This window comes from Enterobacter sp. WPR_3_1 (genome assembly GCF_003635055.1).
GTDB classification, from domain to species: domain Bacteria; phylum Pseudomonadota; class Gammaproteobacteria; order Enterobacterales; family Enterobacteriaceae; genus Enterobacter; species Enterobacter ludwigii.
In genome coordinates, this window is record NZ_RBXU01000010.1 from 47,951 (window position 1) to 64,154 (window position 16,204).

12 protein-coding genes are annotated in these 16,204 nt (G+C 57.4%); 6 read left to right on the forward strand and 6 right to left on the reverse strand.

All coding sequences use genetic code 11. The features are described from left to right. Window positions 1-12: 12 nt before the first annotated feature. The 6 genes from fhuB to hrpB all read right to left on the reverse strand — a co-directional run bounded on the left by fhuB (window position 13) and on the right by hrpB (window position 11,310). Complete coding sequence (fhuB, locus tag BJ887_RS11875; RefSeq protein WP_063214156.1) at window positions 13-1,995, reverse strand: Fe(3+)-hydroxamate ABC transporter permease FhuB; 1,983 nt, start codon at window positions 1,993-1,995, stop codon at window positions 13-15. After that, on the reverse strand, window positions 1,992-2,882 hold the full coding sequence (fhuD, locus tag BJ887_RS11880; RefSeq protein ID WP_014168686.1) for a Fe(3+)-hydroxamate ABC transporter substrate-binding protein FhuD: 891 nt from the start codon (window positions 2,880-2,882) through the stop codon (window positions 1,992-1,994). The genes fhuB and fhuD overlap by 4 nt, the downstream gene beginning before the upstream one ends. Beyond that, window positions 2,882-3,679, reverse strand: a complete 798-nt coding sequence (gene fhuC / locus BJ887_RS11885; protein WP_020882606.1) for a Fe3+-hydroxamate ABC transporter ATP-binding protein FhuC — start codon at window positions 3,677-3,679, stop codon at window positions 2,882-2,884. The genes fhuD and fhuC overlap by 1 nt, the downstream gene beginning before the upstream one ends. Window positions 3,680-3,729: 50 nt before the next feature. Continuing rightward, a complete protein-coding gene (gene fhuA, locus BJ887_RS11890; protein WP_014168684.1) occupies window positions 3,730-5,949 on the reverse strand; it encodes a ferrichrome porin FhuA in 2,220 nt (739 codons plus the stop codon). 229 nt (window positions 5,950-6,178) lie between these two features. Continuing rightward, window positions 6,179-8,704 (reverse strand): bifunctional glycosyl transferase/transpeptidase, encoded by a 2,526-nt coding sequence (gene mrcB / locus BJ887_RS11895; RefSeq protein WP_025205202.1) that lies wholly within the window; start codon window positions 8,702-8,704, stop codon window positions 6,179-6,181. 176 nt (window positions 8,705-8,880) lie between these two features. Beyond that, window positions 8,881-11,310, reverse strand: a complete 2,430-nt coding sequence (hrpB, locus tag BJ887_RS11900) for an ATP-dependent helicase HrpB (protein WP_121339903.1) — start codon at window positions 11,308-11,310, stop codon at window positions 8,881-8,883. Between the two features lie 73 nt (window positions 11,311-11,383). Between hrpB and thpR the strand changes: the two genes are divergently transcribed. The 6 genes from thpR to folK all read left to right on the forward strand — a co-directional run bounded on the left by thpR (window position 11,384) and on the right by folK (window position 16,130). Beyond that, window positions 11,384-11,938 (forward strand): RNA 2',3'-cyclic phosphodiesterase, encoded by a 555-nt coding sequence (gene thpR / locus BJ887_RS11905; protein WP_014168680.1) that lies wholly within the window; start codon window positions 11,384-11,386, stop codon window positions 11,936-11,938. Continuing rightward, window positions 11,928-12,632 carry a DNA/RNA nuclease SfsA gene (gene sfsA, locus BJ887_RS11910; protein ID WP_014168679.1) on the forward strand — a complete coding sequence of 235 codons (705 nt, stop codon included), beginning with the start codon at window positions 11,928-11,930 and terminating at the stop codon, window positions 12,630-12,632. Before thpR ends, sfsA begins: the two co-directional genes overlap by 11 nt. A gap of 176 nt (window positions 12,633-12,808) precedes the next feature. Next, window positions 12,809-13,264, forward strand: a complete 456-nt coding sequence (gene dksA / locus BJ887_RS11915; RefSeq protein ID WP_001155232.1) for an RNA polymerase-binding protein DksA — start codon at window positions 12,809-12,811, stop codon at window positions 13,262-13,264. 59 nt (window positions 13,265-13,323) lie between these two features. Then, complete coding sequence (gluQRS, locus tag BJ887_RS11920; RefSeq protein WP_121339904.1) at window positions 13,324-14,214, forward strand: tRNA glutamyl-Q(34) synthetase GluQRS; 891 nt, start codon at window positions 13,324-13,326, stop codon at window positions 14,212-14,214. Window positions 14,215-14,256: 42 nt separating this feature from the next. Then, window positions 14,257-15,654, forward strand: a complete 1,398-nt coding sequence (gene pcnB / locus BJ887_RS11925; RefSeq protein ID WP_071605427.1) for a polynucleotide adenylyltransferase PcnB — start codon at window positions 14,257-14,259, stop codon at window positions 15,652-15,654. Then, entirely contained in the window at window positions 15,651-16,130 is a 480-nt protein-coding gene (gene folK, locus BJ887_RS11930; protein ID WP_032679634.1) for a 2-amino-4-hydroxy-6-hydroxymethyldihydropteridine diphosphokinase, read from the forward strand. The genes pcnB and folK overlap by 4 nt, the downstream gene beginning before the upstream one ends. Window positions 16,131-16,204: the final 74 nt, after the last annotated feature.

Sequence of the window (16,204 nt, forward strand, 5' to 3'; positions counted from 1 at the left end):
CCCACCGCCCTTCTACCTGCTTTGCTTTCTCAACAAATAGATAAAGTACGGCGCCCCGATAAACGTCGACAGCAACCCGGCAGGTATCTGGTACGGGAACAGCACCATCCGCCCCAGCCAGTCAGCAACCACCAGTATTACGCCCCCCGTCAGCGCCGACATCACAATGTGCGGCATCGTGCGACGAAAGCCCATCATTCTGGCAATGTGCGGCGCCATTAAGCCGACAAAGCTCAGCGGGCCGATGGTCATGGTGGCCGTTGCCGTGAGGCATGCGGCCAGCAGCAGTAACCCGATACGGGACGGCGCCAGGGCCATCCCCACCGCACGCGCGGTCTCGCCGCCCAGCGGCAGAATGGTCATCCAGCGACGGCACAGCGGCACCATCGCCAGCAATACGATCATTGCAATCCCGGAATGCACGACCTGGCTGCCGGTGGCGCTGTACGTTGAACCGGAGATCCAGGTCAGGATCTTGGCCATACGCGGATCGCCACTCGCCTGCAGCATCATCAGCAGCATAGTAAATGCCGTGCTGAGCGCCATCCCGGCAAGCAGCATCCGGTGAGGGGAAAACCCACCACGCCCGGAGGCAATGAGGATGATCAGCAGCGTCACCGCCGCGCCAACGCTCCCGGCAGGCATCAACCAGCCGAAGGCATTTCCCGGCACCAGGAACAGCATCAGGACCACGCCAAAGGCGGCACCAGAACTGATACCCAGAACCTCCGGGCTGGCCATCGGATTACCGGTCAGACGCTGGATAATACAGCCCGCCACCGCCAGCATGACCCCGGCGATTAACGCCGAGAGAATGCGCGGCCAGCGCCACTGCATGAGTTCGTTAAGCAGATCCCCAGACGCCCAGTGCCAGCCCACCGCATCGCGTCCGAAAGCGAGCGCGGCAAATGAGATAACAATCAGCACTGCCAGCCCGGCAAGGCTGAACCCCAGCACTGACTGGCGCTCAGCATAGACCTTATCGCCAGCATCCATCGCTGGCGCGCTGATACTGCGCAGACGCGGCAGCAGCCACAGCAGCAGCGGTGCACCGATAAGCGCCGTCATCGAACCGGTAGACACTTCCATCCAGACGCGTGCCAGCCAGAGAATGATTTGATCGGAAAGCCAGAGGATCAACGCGCCAATCAGCGGGGCTAACATCAGGCGCGCCAGCAGGCGGCGCGCACCGAGCATTTTTGCCAGCAGCGGCGCAAACAGTCCAATAAACCCGATGATGCCTACCGCATTAACCAGCAGGGCACTGAGCACAATCGCCAGCGTCAGCGCCCCCAGACGGGCCAGCGACAGCGCCAGCCCCAGATTACGCGCCACGCCATCGTCAAGACCCATTAACGTCAGCGGGCGCAAGAGCAGCAGCGTCAACACGACGCCACCGACGAGCTGCGGCCACAGACGCTGCACGACGCTCCAGTCGGTCTGGGTGAGCGTACCGGTGCTCCAGAGGAACATGCTTTGCAGCTGATCGTGATGGAACAGCACCAGCAGCTGATTAATCGCGCCGCAGTACAGGCTCACCACCAGCCCCGCAAGAATAAGCGTGACGGGGGAGAGACGCTTGCCCCAGGCGACGCCGAATACCAGCGCGCCCACCACACACGCACCGGCGAGGGCAGCAAACTGCGAGGTCAATGCCCCAGGCAACGCCCAGAGTGTGGTAATCGTGATCCCAAGCTGTGCCCCGGTCGCCACGCCAAGCGTCGTCGGCTCGGCCAGAGGGTTACGCAGTACCTGCTGGAATAAAACGCCCACCAGCCCTAATCCCGCACCGACCAGCAGCGAAATCGAAAGGCGCGGCAACAGACTGTAGTGGAACAGCATTTGCTGAATATTATCGATATCTGGCGTCACCAGCGCCGCACGCCACTGGTCGCGCGGTAAGGCCGTCGACAGATTGAACCAGGTCAATACCAGCGCGCACAGGAAAATGAGGCAAAGTAACAGTGCCGGGAAACGGGCAATACGCTTACTCATGCCTGGCCTCCCAGCGCGTTGTCCAGCACGCGGGCAAAGTGCATGGCAGAAAGCGTCGCGCCGTAGAACCATACCGCAGGTGCGCGCAGGAACCGTTTTTCACGCACAAACGGCATTGCCTGCCAGAGCGGCGTCGCCATCAGGGTTTGCATCTCCCGCTCGTTGCCGTGGTCAAAGCACAACACATCCACATCGCGAAATGCCGCAAGACGGTCAATCCCCACGGCGGTGCTGCCCCAGAAGGTCATCTCCCCTTCCCAGGCATTACGAATACCAAAACTGTCGAGCACGTCCTGGAACAGGCAGTTTTTCCCAAAGACCAGCATATGGCGGGCATCCAGCAGCGTCACCATCAGCAGCGGGCGATCGCCCCGGTGAGCAAAACGCGGCTTCAGGGCGTTAATCAGGGCATCAAAATCGTCGAGATGTTTTTTGGCCTCAACCTCACGGTTAAGGAACAGTGCCATCTCGTGGAGGGAGTTTTTCGCCATCGCCAGCGGATTTTTACCGTCGCTGAAGGAGAAACCACGGCCGGGCGCAATCCGTGCCATTGTCTCTTCTGACGGGCCGTAACCTGCAGACCAGAACAGGAATGACGGCTTCATCTGGGTGAGCAGTTCGAGGTTTGGCTCGGTGCGCAGGCCGATGTCGATTACCGAGTCCGGTAGCCTCGGCTCATTCACCCATAGCCTGTAGTTGGGAATATCCGCCACACCATAGGGCGTAACGCCCAGCGCCATCATCAGCTCTACCGGCAACCATTCCAGCGCCACAATGCGGTGTGGATCGACCGCAGCCGCACGCGCGGTATTCATTTTTAACAGCAGCGGTGAAAGCGCCATTGCCGTCAGCAGACGACGGCGACTCATCAACATAGAATCCAGCATCAGTACACAAAGCTCACCGGTGCAGCCCCGGCAGGGTGAGGCAAAATCCCCATTGGAATACCGTAAATGTGTTCCAGCGTTTCACTGCGCATCAGTTCAGACGGCGTCCCCTGGGCGATCATCTCACCGCCGCGCAGGGCAACGAGGTAATCGCAGTAACGCGCGGCCATGTTGATATCATGCAGGACCGCGATAACCGTCAGACCGCGCTGCTGGCTTAAACGATGCACCAGCGCAAGCACGTCGACCTGATGGGCAATGTCCAGCGCAGAGGTCGGTTCGTCGAGCAGCAGGCAGCGGCTGTCCTGGGCCACCAGCATTGCTATCCACGCGCGCTGACGCTCCCCTCCTGACAGGCTGTCTACCAGACGGTGGGCCAGTGGTTTTAGCCCCACCAGCGCAATCGCCTCTTCCACTTTCTCTCTGTCGGCCACGCCGAAACGGCCAAGCGCGCCGTGCCACGGATAACGCCCAATCGCCACCAGTTCACGCACGGTCATCCCCTCCGCCTGCGGCAACTGCTGCGGCAGATACGCCACTTTGCGGGCAAAGGCTTTACTGCTCCAGCTCTCCAGCGGCTGACCGTCCAGCAGGATATCGCCTTCTGACGGCGGCTGATGGCGGCCAAGCATTTTGAGCAGCGTTGATTTACCAGAGCCGTTGTGACCAATCAGGCCTGTCACTTTACCTGCCGGGAAGGTCAAAGAGAGCGGATGCAGCAGGGTGCGTCCGGGCACGCGAAAGGAGAGATTATTGAGCGTGAAGGTGGTGTCGGATTGCGTTTGATTATCCTGCATATCGGCCAACTTAAATAAAAAGGGCACGGCGAACCGTGCCCGAAGAGAGATTAGAAGCGGAAGGTCGCGGTGGCGACAACCTGACGTTCAGCACCCCAGTAGCATGCATAATCCTTGTAGCAGCTGGAGACATATTCCCGATCGAACAGGTTATTCACGTTCACCGCCACAGATGACCCCGGCAGACCCAGACGGGCCAGATCGTATTTCACCATCGCATCGGCAAGGGTGTAGCTCGCGACGTTAAACGGCTGATCTTTTTTGTCGCCGCTTGAGTAGTAGCTCACCGTGTTACCGATGTAACGGGTACCGGCACCAATCGTCAGGCCGCTTAAGGCCGTGTCGGTGAAGGTGTAATCTGCCCACAATGACGCCTGATTACGCGGCACTTCCGCCGGACGTTTACCTTCAAAGGTGCTGTCATGGGTGTACTCAGCATCAATAAAGCTGTACGCCGCGGTCACGTTGATATTGGCGTTAACCGCTGCCTTCGCTTCCAGTTCGAAACCGCGAGAACGGATCTCACCGGTCTGGATACTGTGAGTATTCGTTGGATCGTTCGGATCCGCCGTCAGGTTCTTATCTTTCGTCAGCTGGAACAGCGACGCGGTGACCACAACCGGCAGGTCTTTCGGCGCGTATTTCACACCCGTTTCATACTGCTTACCGCGGGAGGGGTCGAACGGTGTGCCGTTACGATCGGCGCCCGATACCGGCTCAAACGACTCGCTGTAGCTGAAGTAAGGCGAGATACCGTTATCAAAGAGATAGTTAATCCCCCCGCGCCAGGTGAAAGCCTGGTCGTGGTTTTCAGCCAGCGAATCGGCCGTACCGCGCGTCAGCGTTGAGGCCATCACGTAGTCGTAGCGTCCGCCCAGCGTCAGCACCCACTTATCCCACTCCGCCTGATCCTGAGCATAGAGCCCGGTCTGTTCATTACGGTTAACGACGGAATAGTTAGACCATGGCAGGTTGGTGTTGATATTCGCGTTGCCGTAATCCGGGTTCTGGATATCAATCGGGTCGGCGGAACCATACAGCGCATTGATATCATTACGCATACGCGAGTAATCAACACCCGTCAGCAGCGTGTGGTCTACGGCGCCCGTCGCGAATGTCGACTGCAGTTGAGTATCCACGGTGAACATATTCAGATCTTCATCTGAACGCACATAAGCGCGGTTAATCTTGCCAGGCTCAGCGTAGCCATTGCCGTAAACAGAGCGGTAGAGCGTATGAACTTTTGCGTAACGCAGATTCTGACGCACGGTGAACGTGTCATCAAACTGATGCGAGAAGCTGTAACCAATCAACTGCTGGCGACGAGCCATCTTATTATCCGCTTCACCTTCGTTGAAATCGGTTGGGATCTTATGCTCATTGCCGTTTGCGTCACGGTATGGCACCACGGTCCCTTCCCGTGGCAACCAGCCGTAGTAGCCCGCTTCCGGATCGTTCTGGAAATTGCTCAGGAAGGTGAAATCGGTTTTGTCATCCGGACGCCAGCTAAAGGAGGGCGCAATCGCATAGCGGGTTGATTTTGACATCTCCTGCTGTGCGTTCTGACTACTGCCAAGACCGGTCAGGCGGTACGACCACACGCCATCTTCATCGATTGCATCACTGAAATCGAAGCCCGTTTGCCACAGGTTATTGGTCCCCATTTTAAACTGGACTTCTTTCAGCGGCTCGGTCAGTGGGCGTTTGCTCACCATACTGACGATACCGCCGGGATTGCTGTTGCCGTAGAGCACAGACGTAGGTCCGCGCATCACTTCTACGCGCTCAAGGAAGTACGGATCCATGGAAGCTTCGGAGTAGTTATTCCCCATCAGCTTCATGCCATCGAGATACTGGTTGGTGTTTACCGTCGAAGGCGCGGTAAAACCACGAATTGAGACCACATCATAGGTGGTGGAGCTGCCGCGGGTCGCAAACACGCTCGGCGTATAGCCCAGCGCCTCTTTTACGGTCGCTGGCTGGCGGCGTTCCATTTCATCACGCGTCACCACGGAAATAGACTGCGGGGTCTTTTCAATCGCGGTATCGGTTTTGGTCGCCGTTGCCGTGCGTTTTGCTGCGATCGTTGGCGCAGGCCCCCACGGACTTTCCTGGGCGGCAGGCGCGGCGGTAACGGTGATGGTTTCTTCTTTTTTCTGGGTTTCAGCCGCATGTGCATACGTAGACATGCCGGCAACCGCTGTGGCTACGACGACCGCGATTTTTCGCAGCGACGTGTGAATTGGCTGAGCAGTATTGGAAAGCGCCATGTTTATCTCTGATGGAAAAGTGAATGATAACGTAAACGAGAATTATTATTATGACCGCAGAATAATATGCGAAACGCTGGCTGCATAGCAAGCAGTAAGCGGCCCTACGAGAATTAAGGGTTTAAGAAATAAACAAGAGAAAACGAAGGGTTAATCAGAATGAAAACGAGGGTTAAGGAAATGGAAAGTACAGGTAAAAAAATCCCCCCTTTCGGGGGGATGTGAGGCGTTAGTTACCGCCGAACATATCTTTAATCCAGCCCGCGACACCGTCGCTGTCTTTTTTCTCATTCTGCTGCTGCGGCTGTTGTTGCGGCTGCTGCTGAGGCTGAGAAGACTGCTCGAACGGGTTACCCGTCGGTTGCTCTGGCTGGCTTTGCTGGCACAGCGAATCCGGGTTGGTGGTCCAGACAGGCAAGGTACGCATACCGCCGCCACAGACAAAGTTACCAGAACCGTCCACGCCCATATCGACGATATCTTCCGGCGCCACCAGATTCAGCGGTACCGGAGACTGATTCGCCAGATAGCGCTGGTAAATCGACATCGCCCCGCTTGCACCGTACAGTTTGGTTGGCTGGTTGTTATCGCGACCTACCCAGGTGATCACCACTTCACGGCCATCGATACCGGCGAACCAGGTATCCACATTGTTGTTGGTGGTCCCGGTTTTACCTGCCAGATGCAGGCCCGGATACTTCGCACCCAGTTGACGTCCGGTCCCCCGCTGCACAACCTGCTGCATCGTCCACAACGTCATATAGGCCGCCTGCGCTGGCACGGCACGTTCCGCTTGCGGGAAGCTCTGATACAGCACGGAGCCATCCTCGGCAATCACTGAACGCAGAGCAGAAAGCGGTGCACGGTTACCCCCGCTGGCAATGGTCTGGAACGCCTGAGCCACTTCGATCGGCGTCAGGTTAAGCGCCCCCAGGATCATCGCCGGAACAGGATGGAGCTGATCTTTCGGCACACCCAGTTTCTGCCAGGTGTCGACAATCGCCGGCAGACCGAGCGCCATACCCAGGTTCACCGTTGGCACGTTCATCGAGCGGGTCAACGCATCCACCAGCATGACCTGGCCGCTGAACTGTTTATCGTCGTTCTGCGGAGACCATACCTGGCCGTTAGGCTGGCGCAGGGAAATCGGCGCATCGGCAATCCAGGTATTCAGGCGATACTGGTTAGGCTGACTCAGGGCGGTAAGATAGGTTGCCGGTTTTGCCAGTGAACCAATCGAACGTCGCGCCTGCATTGCACGGTTGTAGCCTGCGAACTGCGGCTCAGCACCGCCCACCATGGCGCGAACTTCGCCGGTGTTACGGTCAACCACCACCATCGCGGTTTCAAGATCGCTCAGCTTACGCTGTTTCTTCAGCGCCGGGATGCCTTCCACCGCAGCTTTTTCAGCGGCTTCCTGCGCCACGGAATCGAAGGTAGTAAAGATCTTCACGCCGGAGAGATCTTTCACCTTATCACCGAGCTTGCTTTGCAGCTCCTGACGCACCAGCTGCATAAACGCAGGCTGAGGCGAGATCACGCCACCGCGCGGCTGAACGCCGAGTGGACGTGCGCTCAGCATGTCGTACAGCTCCTGGTCAATCACCTGCTGCTGTTGCAGCAGACGCAGCACCAGGTTACGACGTTCCAGCGCCAGTTTCGGGTTACGCCACGGGTTATAAATGGACGCCCCTTTCACCATGCCCACCAGCAGCGCCTGCTGGTCAAGGCTCAGCTCTTCCACCGGACGACCAAAGTAGTACAGACTTGCCAGCGGGAAGCCGCGGATTTCGTTATCCCCGCTCTGACCGAGGTACACCTCGTTCATGTACAGCTCAAGGATACGATCCTTGCTGTAACGCGCATCCATCAGTACGGCCATGTACGCTTCGTTGGCTTTACGCCAGTAAGAGCGTTCACTGGAGAGGAACAAGTTCTTCACCAGCTGCTGGGTCAGCGTACTCGCCCCCTGCACCGTCCGTCCGGCGGTCAGGTTAGCCAGCACCGCACGGCCAATTGAGTAAAGGCTGATGCCATCATGCTCATAGAAGTGACGGTCTTCGGTTGCCAGCAGGGTATCAACCAGCAGGTCCGGGAAGCCGTTACGGGCAACGAACAGACGTTGTTCGCCGTTCGCCGACGAGAGCATGGTGATCAGACGCGGATCGAGACGGAAGAAACCGAACTGACGGTTGTTATCCATGTTCTCGATGGTGTCCAGACGATCGCCGTCAAAGGTCAGACGCGCACGCACCTGGCCCTCTTTGCTGTCCGGGAAATCAAACGGACGGCGGATCATCTCAATGCTTTTCGCCTGCACGGTAAATTCGCCAGGACGCGTCATTTTCGACACCTGACGATACTGGGTGGCTTCCAGCAGTTTCACCATCTCGTTCTTGCTGATGGACATATCTGGCTCAAGGTTCACCATGCGGCCATACACCGCCGCAGGCAGTTGCCAGACTTTTCCGTCGATACGGCTACGGATCTTCTGATCCAGATAGACGCCGTAAATCGCCATCAGCACAACAAATACAATGAACAGCTTCAGCAGCAGCCAGAACCAGCCGCGCTTGCCCCGAGGCTTACGCCCTTTGCCTTTCCCTTTACGCGGCATCGGTTCTTCATCCTCATAATCGTCTTCATAGTCATCGTCATAGTCCTCATCTCTGAGGCGACGACGGCTTACCTTTTCTTTCGCCGGACGCGTTGGTTTTCCCTTACGTCCTATTGGCTCGCGGTCATTCCCCGCCATGCTTTTTCTCCGCAACTTTCAGGCGCAAGGGCCCGATTCTCTTTTCTTCCACTGGCCTGTGAAAGAAGAAATCTCTCAAAGTAAACAGCAAGACCTTCCTGACAGGAACGTCTTTAGTATTTTCTCCCGCACCCTGCGGGTGAGGGCATCAAGCCGCACGTTCCCAGCCACACCCGTCACGAATATTTCTTCGTCCGTCGTGTCGGTGCCGTATTTGCCGGATCGTCCGGCCAGACATGTTTGGGATACCGCCCCTTCATCTCTTTTTGCACGTCACGGTAGCTCCCCGCCCAGAATGCCCCCAGGTCGCGGGTAATCTGTAACGGGCGATGGGCTGGCGACAACAGCTCCAGCACCAGAGAGACGCGCCCTTGCGCCACAGAAGGCGTGGTGGCTTCTCCAAACATTTCCTGCATACGTACCGCCAGCGCCGGAGGATTATCCTCGTGATAACGAATGGCAATCCGGCTTCCGGTCGGCACAGTGTAATGCCCTGGCAGTTCACTATCCAGACGTTGACGTAATGACCAGTCCAGTAAATTCTGTAACGCGACCTTAACATCAAGCGCTTTTAGCGCACGCAGCGAGTGTACACCGTGCATTTGCGGCAGCAGCCAGCGTTCAAGCGAGGCCAGCAATGTCTCATCATCGACCGCGGGCCAGTCATACTCCGGTAGCCAGCGCGCAGCACAGTGCAGACGAATACGGTACTGTTCCGCCTCTGGCGTCCAGTTCAGCACCCCTAACCCTTTGTCCCGGATGCCGTTCAGCATGGCCAGATGCAGCACCTCTTCCGACGGTTTTGCCAGCGGCGTGGTGCCGAGGATCAGTTTACCTGTCTGGCTGCGACGAAACGCCTTCAGCGTGCCCTGAGCCTCATCCCATTCCACGGTATCGGATTGCTGGACCAACTGCGGACAGGCACGCGTCAGGGCGTCAATATCCACCGCGATAGCCTGTAAAATACGCGCGTCCGGGGAGTGGCTACCCTGTAACAGTAACGGCGCAATCAGCCATTCGTGACGTGTCATGGCGTCATCGCTGTCCAGCATCGCACCCATGCCATTGGCCAGTTGATATCGCCCGTCCAGACCGCGACGACGCGCGATCCTGTCGGGAAACGCCTGCGCTAACAGAGGCGCGATAGCCGCGCTGTCTGGCGACCCGGCGCGGCCGTTGAGTCGCCGGCAAAGCTGCTGCGCCCGCTGCTGCCAGTTCCCCAGATTGCGGGAAAAGGCCTGCGCCAGATCGCTGCTGCCACCGCGTGGTGGCTCCTCAAGAATAGCCGCCAGTTTCGCCGCCGTAGCAATTTCATCTTCCCCCTGCGCGGCCACCAGCATCGCCGCCAGGCGAGGGTCATTGCCCAGCGCGGCCATTTTTTGCCCGCGGGATGACAATCGCTCACCATCAAGCGCCCCCAGGCGGTTCAGTAAGGTCCGGGCAGCAGCAAGGTTCGCGGCGGGTGGAGGATTAAGCCAGGTCAGCTGTGCCGGATCCGGGCATCCCCACTGCAAAAGATCCATCACCAGCCCCGCCAGATCGCTGTGTAAAATTTCCGGCGTGCTTTGCTGTGCAGCGCGTTCAGCCTGCTCCGCGCTGGTCAAATGCAGGCAGATACCGGGCTCAAGACGTCCCGCACGGCCTGCACGCTGGACCATCGACGCCTGGCTTATGCGCTGCGTCAGCAGTTTAGTCAGCCCGGTGCGCGCGTCAAAGCTCGCCACCCTCTCCTGCGCACTGTCCACCACCAGGCGAATGTCTTCTATGGTTAAACTGGTTTCGGCAATATTGGTTGCCAGCACCACCTTACGCTGCCCCGCGGGCGCGGGCAGGATTGCTTTACGTTGATCCGCCAGCGACAGCGCGCCGTAGAGCGGGCAAAGCAGCACGTCACTTCCCACCCGGGAAGCCAGTTGGTCCTGCACGCGCTGGATCTCGCCTACGCCGGGCAAAAACAGCAGTAGCGATCCCGATTCCTGGCGGAGCAATTCGGCGGTTGCGATGGCTACCGCGTCGTCAAAACGCTGATGGGCAGGCAACGGCTGATAGCGACGCTCAACGGGAAATGCTCTGCCTTCGGAGGCGATAACCGGCGCGTCGGGCAACGTCTGCTGCAGTCGCTCGTTATCCAGCGTAGCGGACATGATAAGCAACCGGAGGTCGTCGCGTAGCCCTTGCTGAACATCAAGTAACAGCGCCAGTGCCAGATCTGCCTGCAGGCTACGCTCGTGGAATTCATCCAGAATCACCAATCCGACGCCGTTTAACTCCGGATCGTTTTGCAGCATGCGGGTCAGGATCCCTTCGGTCACCACCTCAAGGCGCGTGGACGGGCCAACGCAGGTTTCGGCGCGCATACGGTAACCCACCGTCTCGCCCGGCTTTTCACCAAGCAGTTCCGCCAGGCGCTGCGCCACGTTCCGTGCGGCCAGCCTGCGCGGCTCCAGCAGGATAATTTTCCCGCGGACAGTGCCCTCTTTGAGGATCTGCAGCGGCAGCCAGGTAGATTTACCTGCGCCCGTCGGGGCGTTAAGTAAAACCTGTGGGGCATGGTGTAAGGCAGCAAGAAGCTCAGGAAGGACGACGGCGACCGGCAATGAGGACACTAACAACTCCAGAGGGTTAACATTAGTCGGCGTACATTGTAGCATCGGCGCATACCATTACCGAGTCCCCTGTATGTCTGAGTCGAAACGGCTGTTTTTTGCCATAGAATTGCCCTCCACGCTGCAGCGAAAAATCGTTCGCTGGCGAGCCAGCCATTTTCCCCAGGACGCAGGGCGTCCGATCGCGGCGGCAAACCTGCACCTGACGCTGGCCTTTCTGGGCGATGTCAGCGCCGAAAAACAGCGCGCGCTGGCAGCAATGGCTGGCCGCATTTCTCAGCCGGCGTTTACGCTGCACCTCGACGACGCGGGCCAGTGGCTGCGCTCACGCGTGGTCTGGCTGGGTACGCGCCAGCCGCCCCGCGGGCTTTTACAGCTTGCGAGTATGTTGCGCGCCCAGGCGGCTCGCAGCGGGTGTTACCAGAGTCCGCAGCCGTTTCATCCGCATATCACCCTGCTGCGCGATGCCGGTCAGGCCGTTGCCATTCCGCCCCCCGGCTTTCACTGGGACGTTGAGGTCAATACCTTCGCGCTTTACGAATCGGTCTTTACCCAAGGACGCACCCGTTATACGCCGCTACAGCGCTGGTCGCTGGGCGATACCCTAAGGAATTCTGATGAAGTTTAGTCCTGCCCTGCAGCACGCCACGCTGGTTCAACGCTACAAACGCTTTCTCGCTGACGTGATCACCCCCGAAGGTGAACAGCTCACGTTGCACTGCCCGAACACCGGTGCCATGACCGGCTGTGCGACGCCGGGTGACACGGTCTGGTATTCCACTTCAGAAAATACTAAACGCAAATATGCCCATACCTGGGAAATGACCGAGACGCAAAACGGGGCATTTATTTGCGTGAATACCCTGCGCGCCAATCAATTAGTTAAGGAAGCATTGACCCTTGGCACCCTGCCCGAACTGGTGGGATATGGTACGCATAAAAGTGAAGTTAAATATGGCGATGAAAGCAGCAGAATTGACTTCATGTTACAGGCGGAAGACCGGCCCGAGTGCTATATTGAAGTAAAATCAGTGACGTTAGCGGAACAGGAAAACGGCTACTTCCCGGATGCGGTCACGCTACGGGGGCAGAAGCATCTGCGGGAGCTGATGAGTGTTGCGGCGGCGGGCAAACGCGCCGTATTGCTGTTTGCGGTTTTACATTCAGCCATTGAACGATTTTCTCCAGCCCGCCATATTGATCTCAAATACGCGCAATTGTTGAATGAGGCACAAAAGCAGGGGGTGGAGGTTTTGGCTTATAAAGCGGAACTTTCTGCCGATAATATGACTCTGAGATCCTCTCTTCCCATTGTCTTATAAGGGATTAGACGATTGACTATTAAGTGTTCTGGCCGCGTGCGCAAATACGCTTTTCCTCACAGGCTTGTCAAGTGTTACGTTTAGATAATTGCCATACGGAAAAGCATCTGCTATTTATAGCGACCTGATTTTTCCCCCAACACGGGGATCGATAGTGCGTGTTAAGGAGAAGCAACATGCAAGAAGGGCAAAACCGTAAAACATCGTCCCTGAGTATTCTCGCCATCGCTGGGGTGGAGCCGTATCAAGAGAAGCCGGGCGAAGAGTATATGAACGAAGCCCAGCTGTCGCACTTCAAGCGTATTCTTGAAGCATGGCGTAATCAACTCAGGGATGAAGTCGATCGCACCGTTACTCATATGCAGGATGAAGCTGCTAACTTCCCGGACCCGGTAGACCGTGCCGCTCAGGAAGAAGAGTTCAGCCTCGAACTGCGTAACCGTGACCGCGAACGCAAACTGATCAAAAAGATCGAAAAAACGCTGAAAAAAGTCGAAGACGAAGATTTTGGCTACTGCGAATCCTGCGGTGTTGAAATCGGAATTCGTCGCCTGGAAGCGCGTCCAACCGCCGATCTGTGCATCGACTGTAAAACGCTGGCAGAAATCCGCGAAAAACAGATGGCCGGTTAATACCAGCGCTGTTTACACACTCTAAAGGCGGGAGTTTCTCCCGCCTTGTTACTGTTGATATGTCTGAATCACACTATATTGGGCGCTTCGCGCCATCCCCTTCTGGTGAATTACACTTCGGCTCATTAATTGCCGCCCTCGGCAGCTACCTGCAGGCTCGCGCCCGTCACGGTAAATGGCTGGTCCGCATTGAAGATATTGATCCTCCGCGTGAAGTTCCCGGTGCAGCAGATACCATTCTGCGTCAGCTGGAACATTACGGTCTTCACTGGGACGGCGACGTCCTCTGGCAGTCAAGGCGACATGATGCCTACCGGGAACGCCTGGCGTGGCTCCACGCACAAGGGCTCTCCTACTACTGCACCTGCACCCGCGCACGTATTCAGAGCGTGGGTGGCGTCTATGACGGCCACTGCCGCACGCGCAATAACGGTCCAGAACTGGCCGCCGTGCGCATAAAGCAGCATGCCCCGGTGACGCACTTTACTGATTTACTCTCCGGCGAGATCCATGCGGATGAACGTCTTGCACGCGAAGATTTTATTATCCACCGCCGTGACGGCCTGTTCGCCTATAACCTGGCGGTAGTGGTTGATGACCATTTCCAGGGCGTGACGGAAATTGTGCGCGGGGCTGACCTGGTGGAACCTACCGTGCGACAAATATCGCTCTATCACCAGTTTGGCTGGAACGCGCCGGATTACATTCATCTGCCGCTGGCGGTCAATGAACAGGGCTTTAAACTGTCAAAACAAAATCATGCGCCCGCCCTGCCAGACGGCGATCCACGCCCTGTTTTGATCGACGCGCTGCGATTTCTCAACCAGAATGTAACCAACGAATGGCAGGATTTGCAAATTGATGAACTGCTGAAAATGGCGATCGCCAACTGGACGCTGACGACCGTGCCAAAAATCCAGCATTCTCAAATGCGTTGCGCTGAGCTATGATTAGCCGCTTTTTTCATAACAAAACACACTACGAGGTGTACTATTTTTACCCGAGTCGCTAATTTTTGCCGTAAAGTGCTAAGCCGCGAAGAGAGCATGGCGAACGACGCTATTGCGCAAAACCGCATGTCGGTTATTCCACGTGAGCAGCACAATATTTCCCGCAAAGATATCAGTGAAAATGCCCTCAAGGTGCTCTATCGTCTGAATAAAGCAGGCTACGAGGCCTATCTCGTTGGCGGTGGGGTGCGTGATTTACTGCTGGGAAAAAAACCAAAAGATTTCGACGTGACGACCAGCGCCACGCCAGAGCAGGTGCGCAAATTATTCCGTAACTGTCGCCTTGTTGGCCGTCGTTTTCGTCTTGCTCACGTCATGTTTGGGCCGGAAATTATTGAAGTGGCGACCTTCCGCGGTCACCACGAGGCGGGCGAATCCGATCGCACCACCTCCCAGCGCGGCCAGAACGGCATGCTGCTGCGGGACAATATCTTCGGCTCTATCGAAGAAGATGCCCAGCGTCGCGATTTCACGATCAACAGCCTTTACTACAGCGTGGCAGATTTCACCGTCCGTGATTACGTCGGTGGCATGCAGGACCTGAAAGACGGTCTGATTCGCCTGATCGGCACGCCGGAAACGCGTTATCGTGAAGACCCGGTGCGTATGCTGCGCGCCGTACGTTTCGCCGCCAAACTCTCAATGCGCATCAGCCCGGAAACCGCAGAGCCGATACCGCGTCTGGCGACGCTGATTAACGACGTGCCGCCAGCCCGTCTGTTTGAAGAGGCGCTGAAGCTGCTGCAGGCCGGTTACGGCTACGAAACCTACAAGCTGCTACGCGAATACAGCCTTTTCCAGCCCCTGTTCCCGACCATTACGCGCTGCTTTACCGAAAACGGTGACAGCCCAATGGAACGCATGATTGCGCAGGTGCTGAAGAATACCGATACCCGCATTCACAACGATATGCGTGTGAACCCGGCGTTCCTGTTTGCCGCGATGTTCTGGTATCCGCTACTGGAAGCGGCGCAGAGAATTGCGCAGGAAAGCGGTCTGGCCTACTACGATGCGTTTGCGCTGGCCGCAAATGACGTGCTGGATGAAGCCTGCCGCACGCTCGCCATTCCAAAACGTATTACGACGCTGGTGCGTGATATCTGGCAGCTTCAGCTGCGCATGTCTCGTCGTCAGGGTAAGCGCGCCTGGAAGCTGATGGAACATCCTAAATTCCGCGCCGCGTTCGATTTACTGTCGCTACGTGCTGAAATTGAACGGAACCAGGAACTGCAGCGTCTGGCGCAGTGGTGGGGAGAATTCCAGGTTTCAGCACCGCCAGAGCAGAAAGATATGCTCGTCGACCTTGATGACGAACCGACGCCGCGTCGTCGCCACCGTCGTCCGCGCAAACGTGCGCCGCGCCGTGAAGGTACGGCATGACCCTGGCGTACATTGCCATCGGCAGCAATCTGGCCTCTCCGCTGGAGCAGGTTAATGCTGCCGTTCAGGCGCTGGGTGAAATCCCACAAAGCCGTATTGTGGCGGTCTCTTCTTTCTACCGGACACCGCCGCTGGGGCCACAGGATCAGCCTGATTACCTGAATGCCGCCGTGGTGCTGGACACTGCGCTGGATGCCGACACGCTGCTGGATAATACTCAGCGAATCGAACTGCAGCAGGGCCGCGTACGCAAAGCCGAACGCTGGGGGCCGCGCACCCTCGATCTCGACATTATGCTGTTTGGCCATGAGGTGATTAACACCCCCCGTCTCACCGTTCCGCACTACGACATGAAAAATCGCGGCTTTATGCTCTGGCCGCTCTTCGACGTTGCCCCTGACCTCACCTTCCCTGACGGCCTCTCGCTGAAGGCAGTGCTGGATAGCCTCGACGCAGAAAAACCAGCCCGCTGGTGATCCGCGTTTTTACCGGTTAACCCTCACGGAATTGTGGTTAATCGGTTGCCTAAAATCATTGTTCCCTCAAATGT

Bases quoted from the DNA above. Each gene is read 5' to 3' on its own strand.
- fhuB (WP_063214156.1), bottom strand. From the start codon at position 1,995: ATGAGTAAGCGTATTGCCCGTTTCCCGGCACTGTTACTTTGCCTCATT.
- fhuD (WP_014168686.1), bottom strand. From the start codon at position 2,882: ATGCTGGATTCTATGTTGATGAGTCGCCGTCGTCTGCTGACGGCAATG.
- fhuC (WP_020882606.1), bottom strand. From the start codon at position 3,679: ATGCAGGATAATCAAACGCAATCCGACACCACCTTCACGCTCAATAAT.
- fhuA (WP_014168684.1), bottom strand. From the start codon at position 5,949: ATGGCGCTTTCCAATACTGCTCAGCCAATTCACACGTCGCTGCGAAAA.
- mrcB (WP_025205202.1), bottom strand. From the start codon at position 8,704: ATGGCGGGGAATGACCGCGAGCCAATAGGACGTAAGGGAAAACCAACG.
- thpR (WP_014168680.1), top strand. From the start codon at position 11,384: ATGTCTGAGTCGAAACGGCTGTTTTTTGCCATAGAATTGCCCTCCACG.
- sfsA (WP_014168679.1), top strand. From the start codon at position 11,928: ATGAAGTTTAGTCCTGCCCTGCAGCACGCCACGCTGGTTCAACGCTAC.
- dksA (WP_001155232.1), top strand. From the start codon at position 12,809: ATGCAAGAAGGGCAAAACCGTAAAACATCGTCCCTGAGTATTCTCGCC.
- gluQRS (WP_121339904.1), top strand. From the start codon at position 13,324: ATGTCTGAATCACACTATATTGGGCGCTTCGCGCCATCCCCTTCTGGT.
- folK (WP_032679634.1), top strand. From the start codon at position 15,651: ATGACCCTGGCGTACATTGCCATCGGCAGCAATCTGGCCTCTCCGCTG.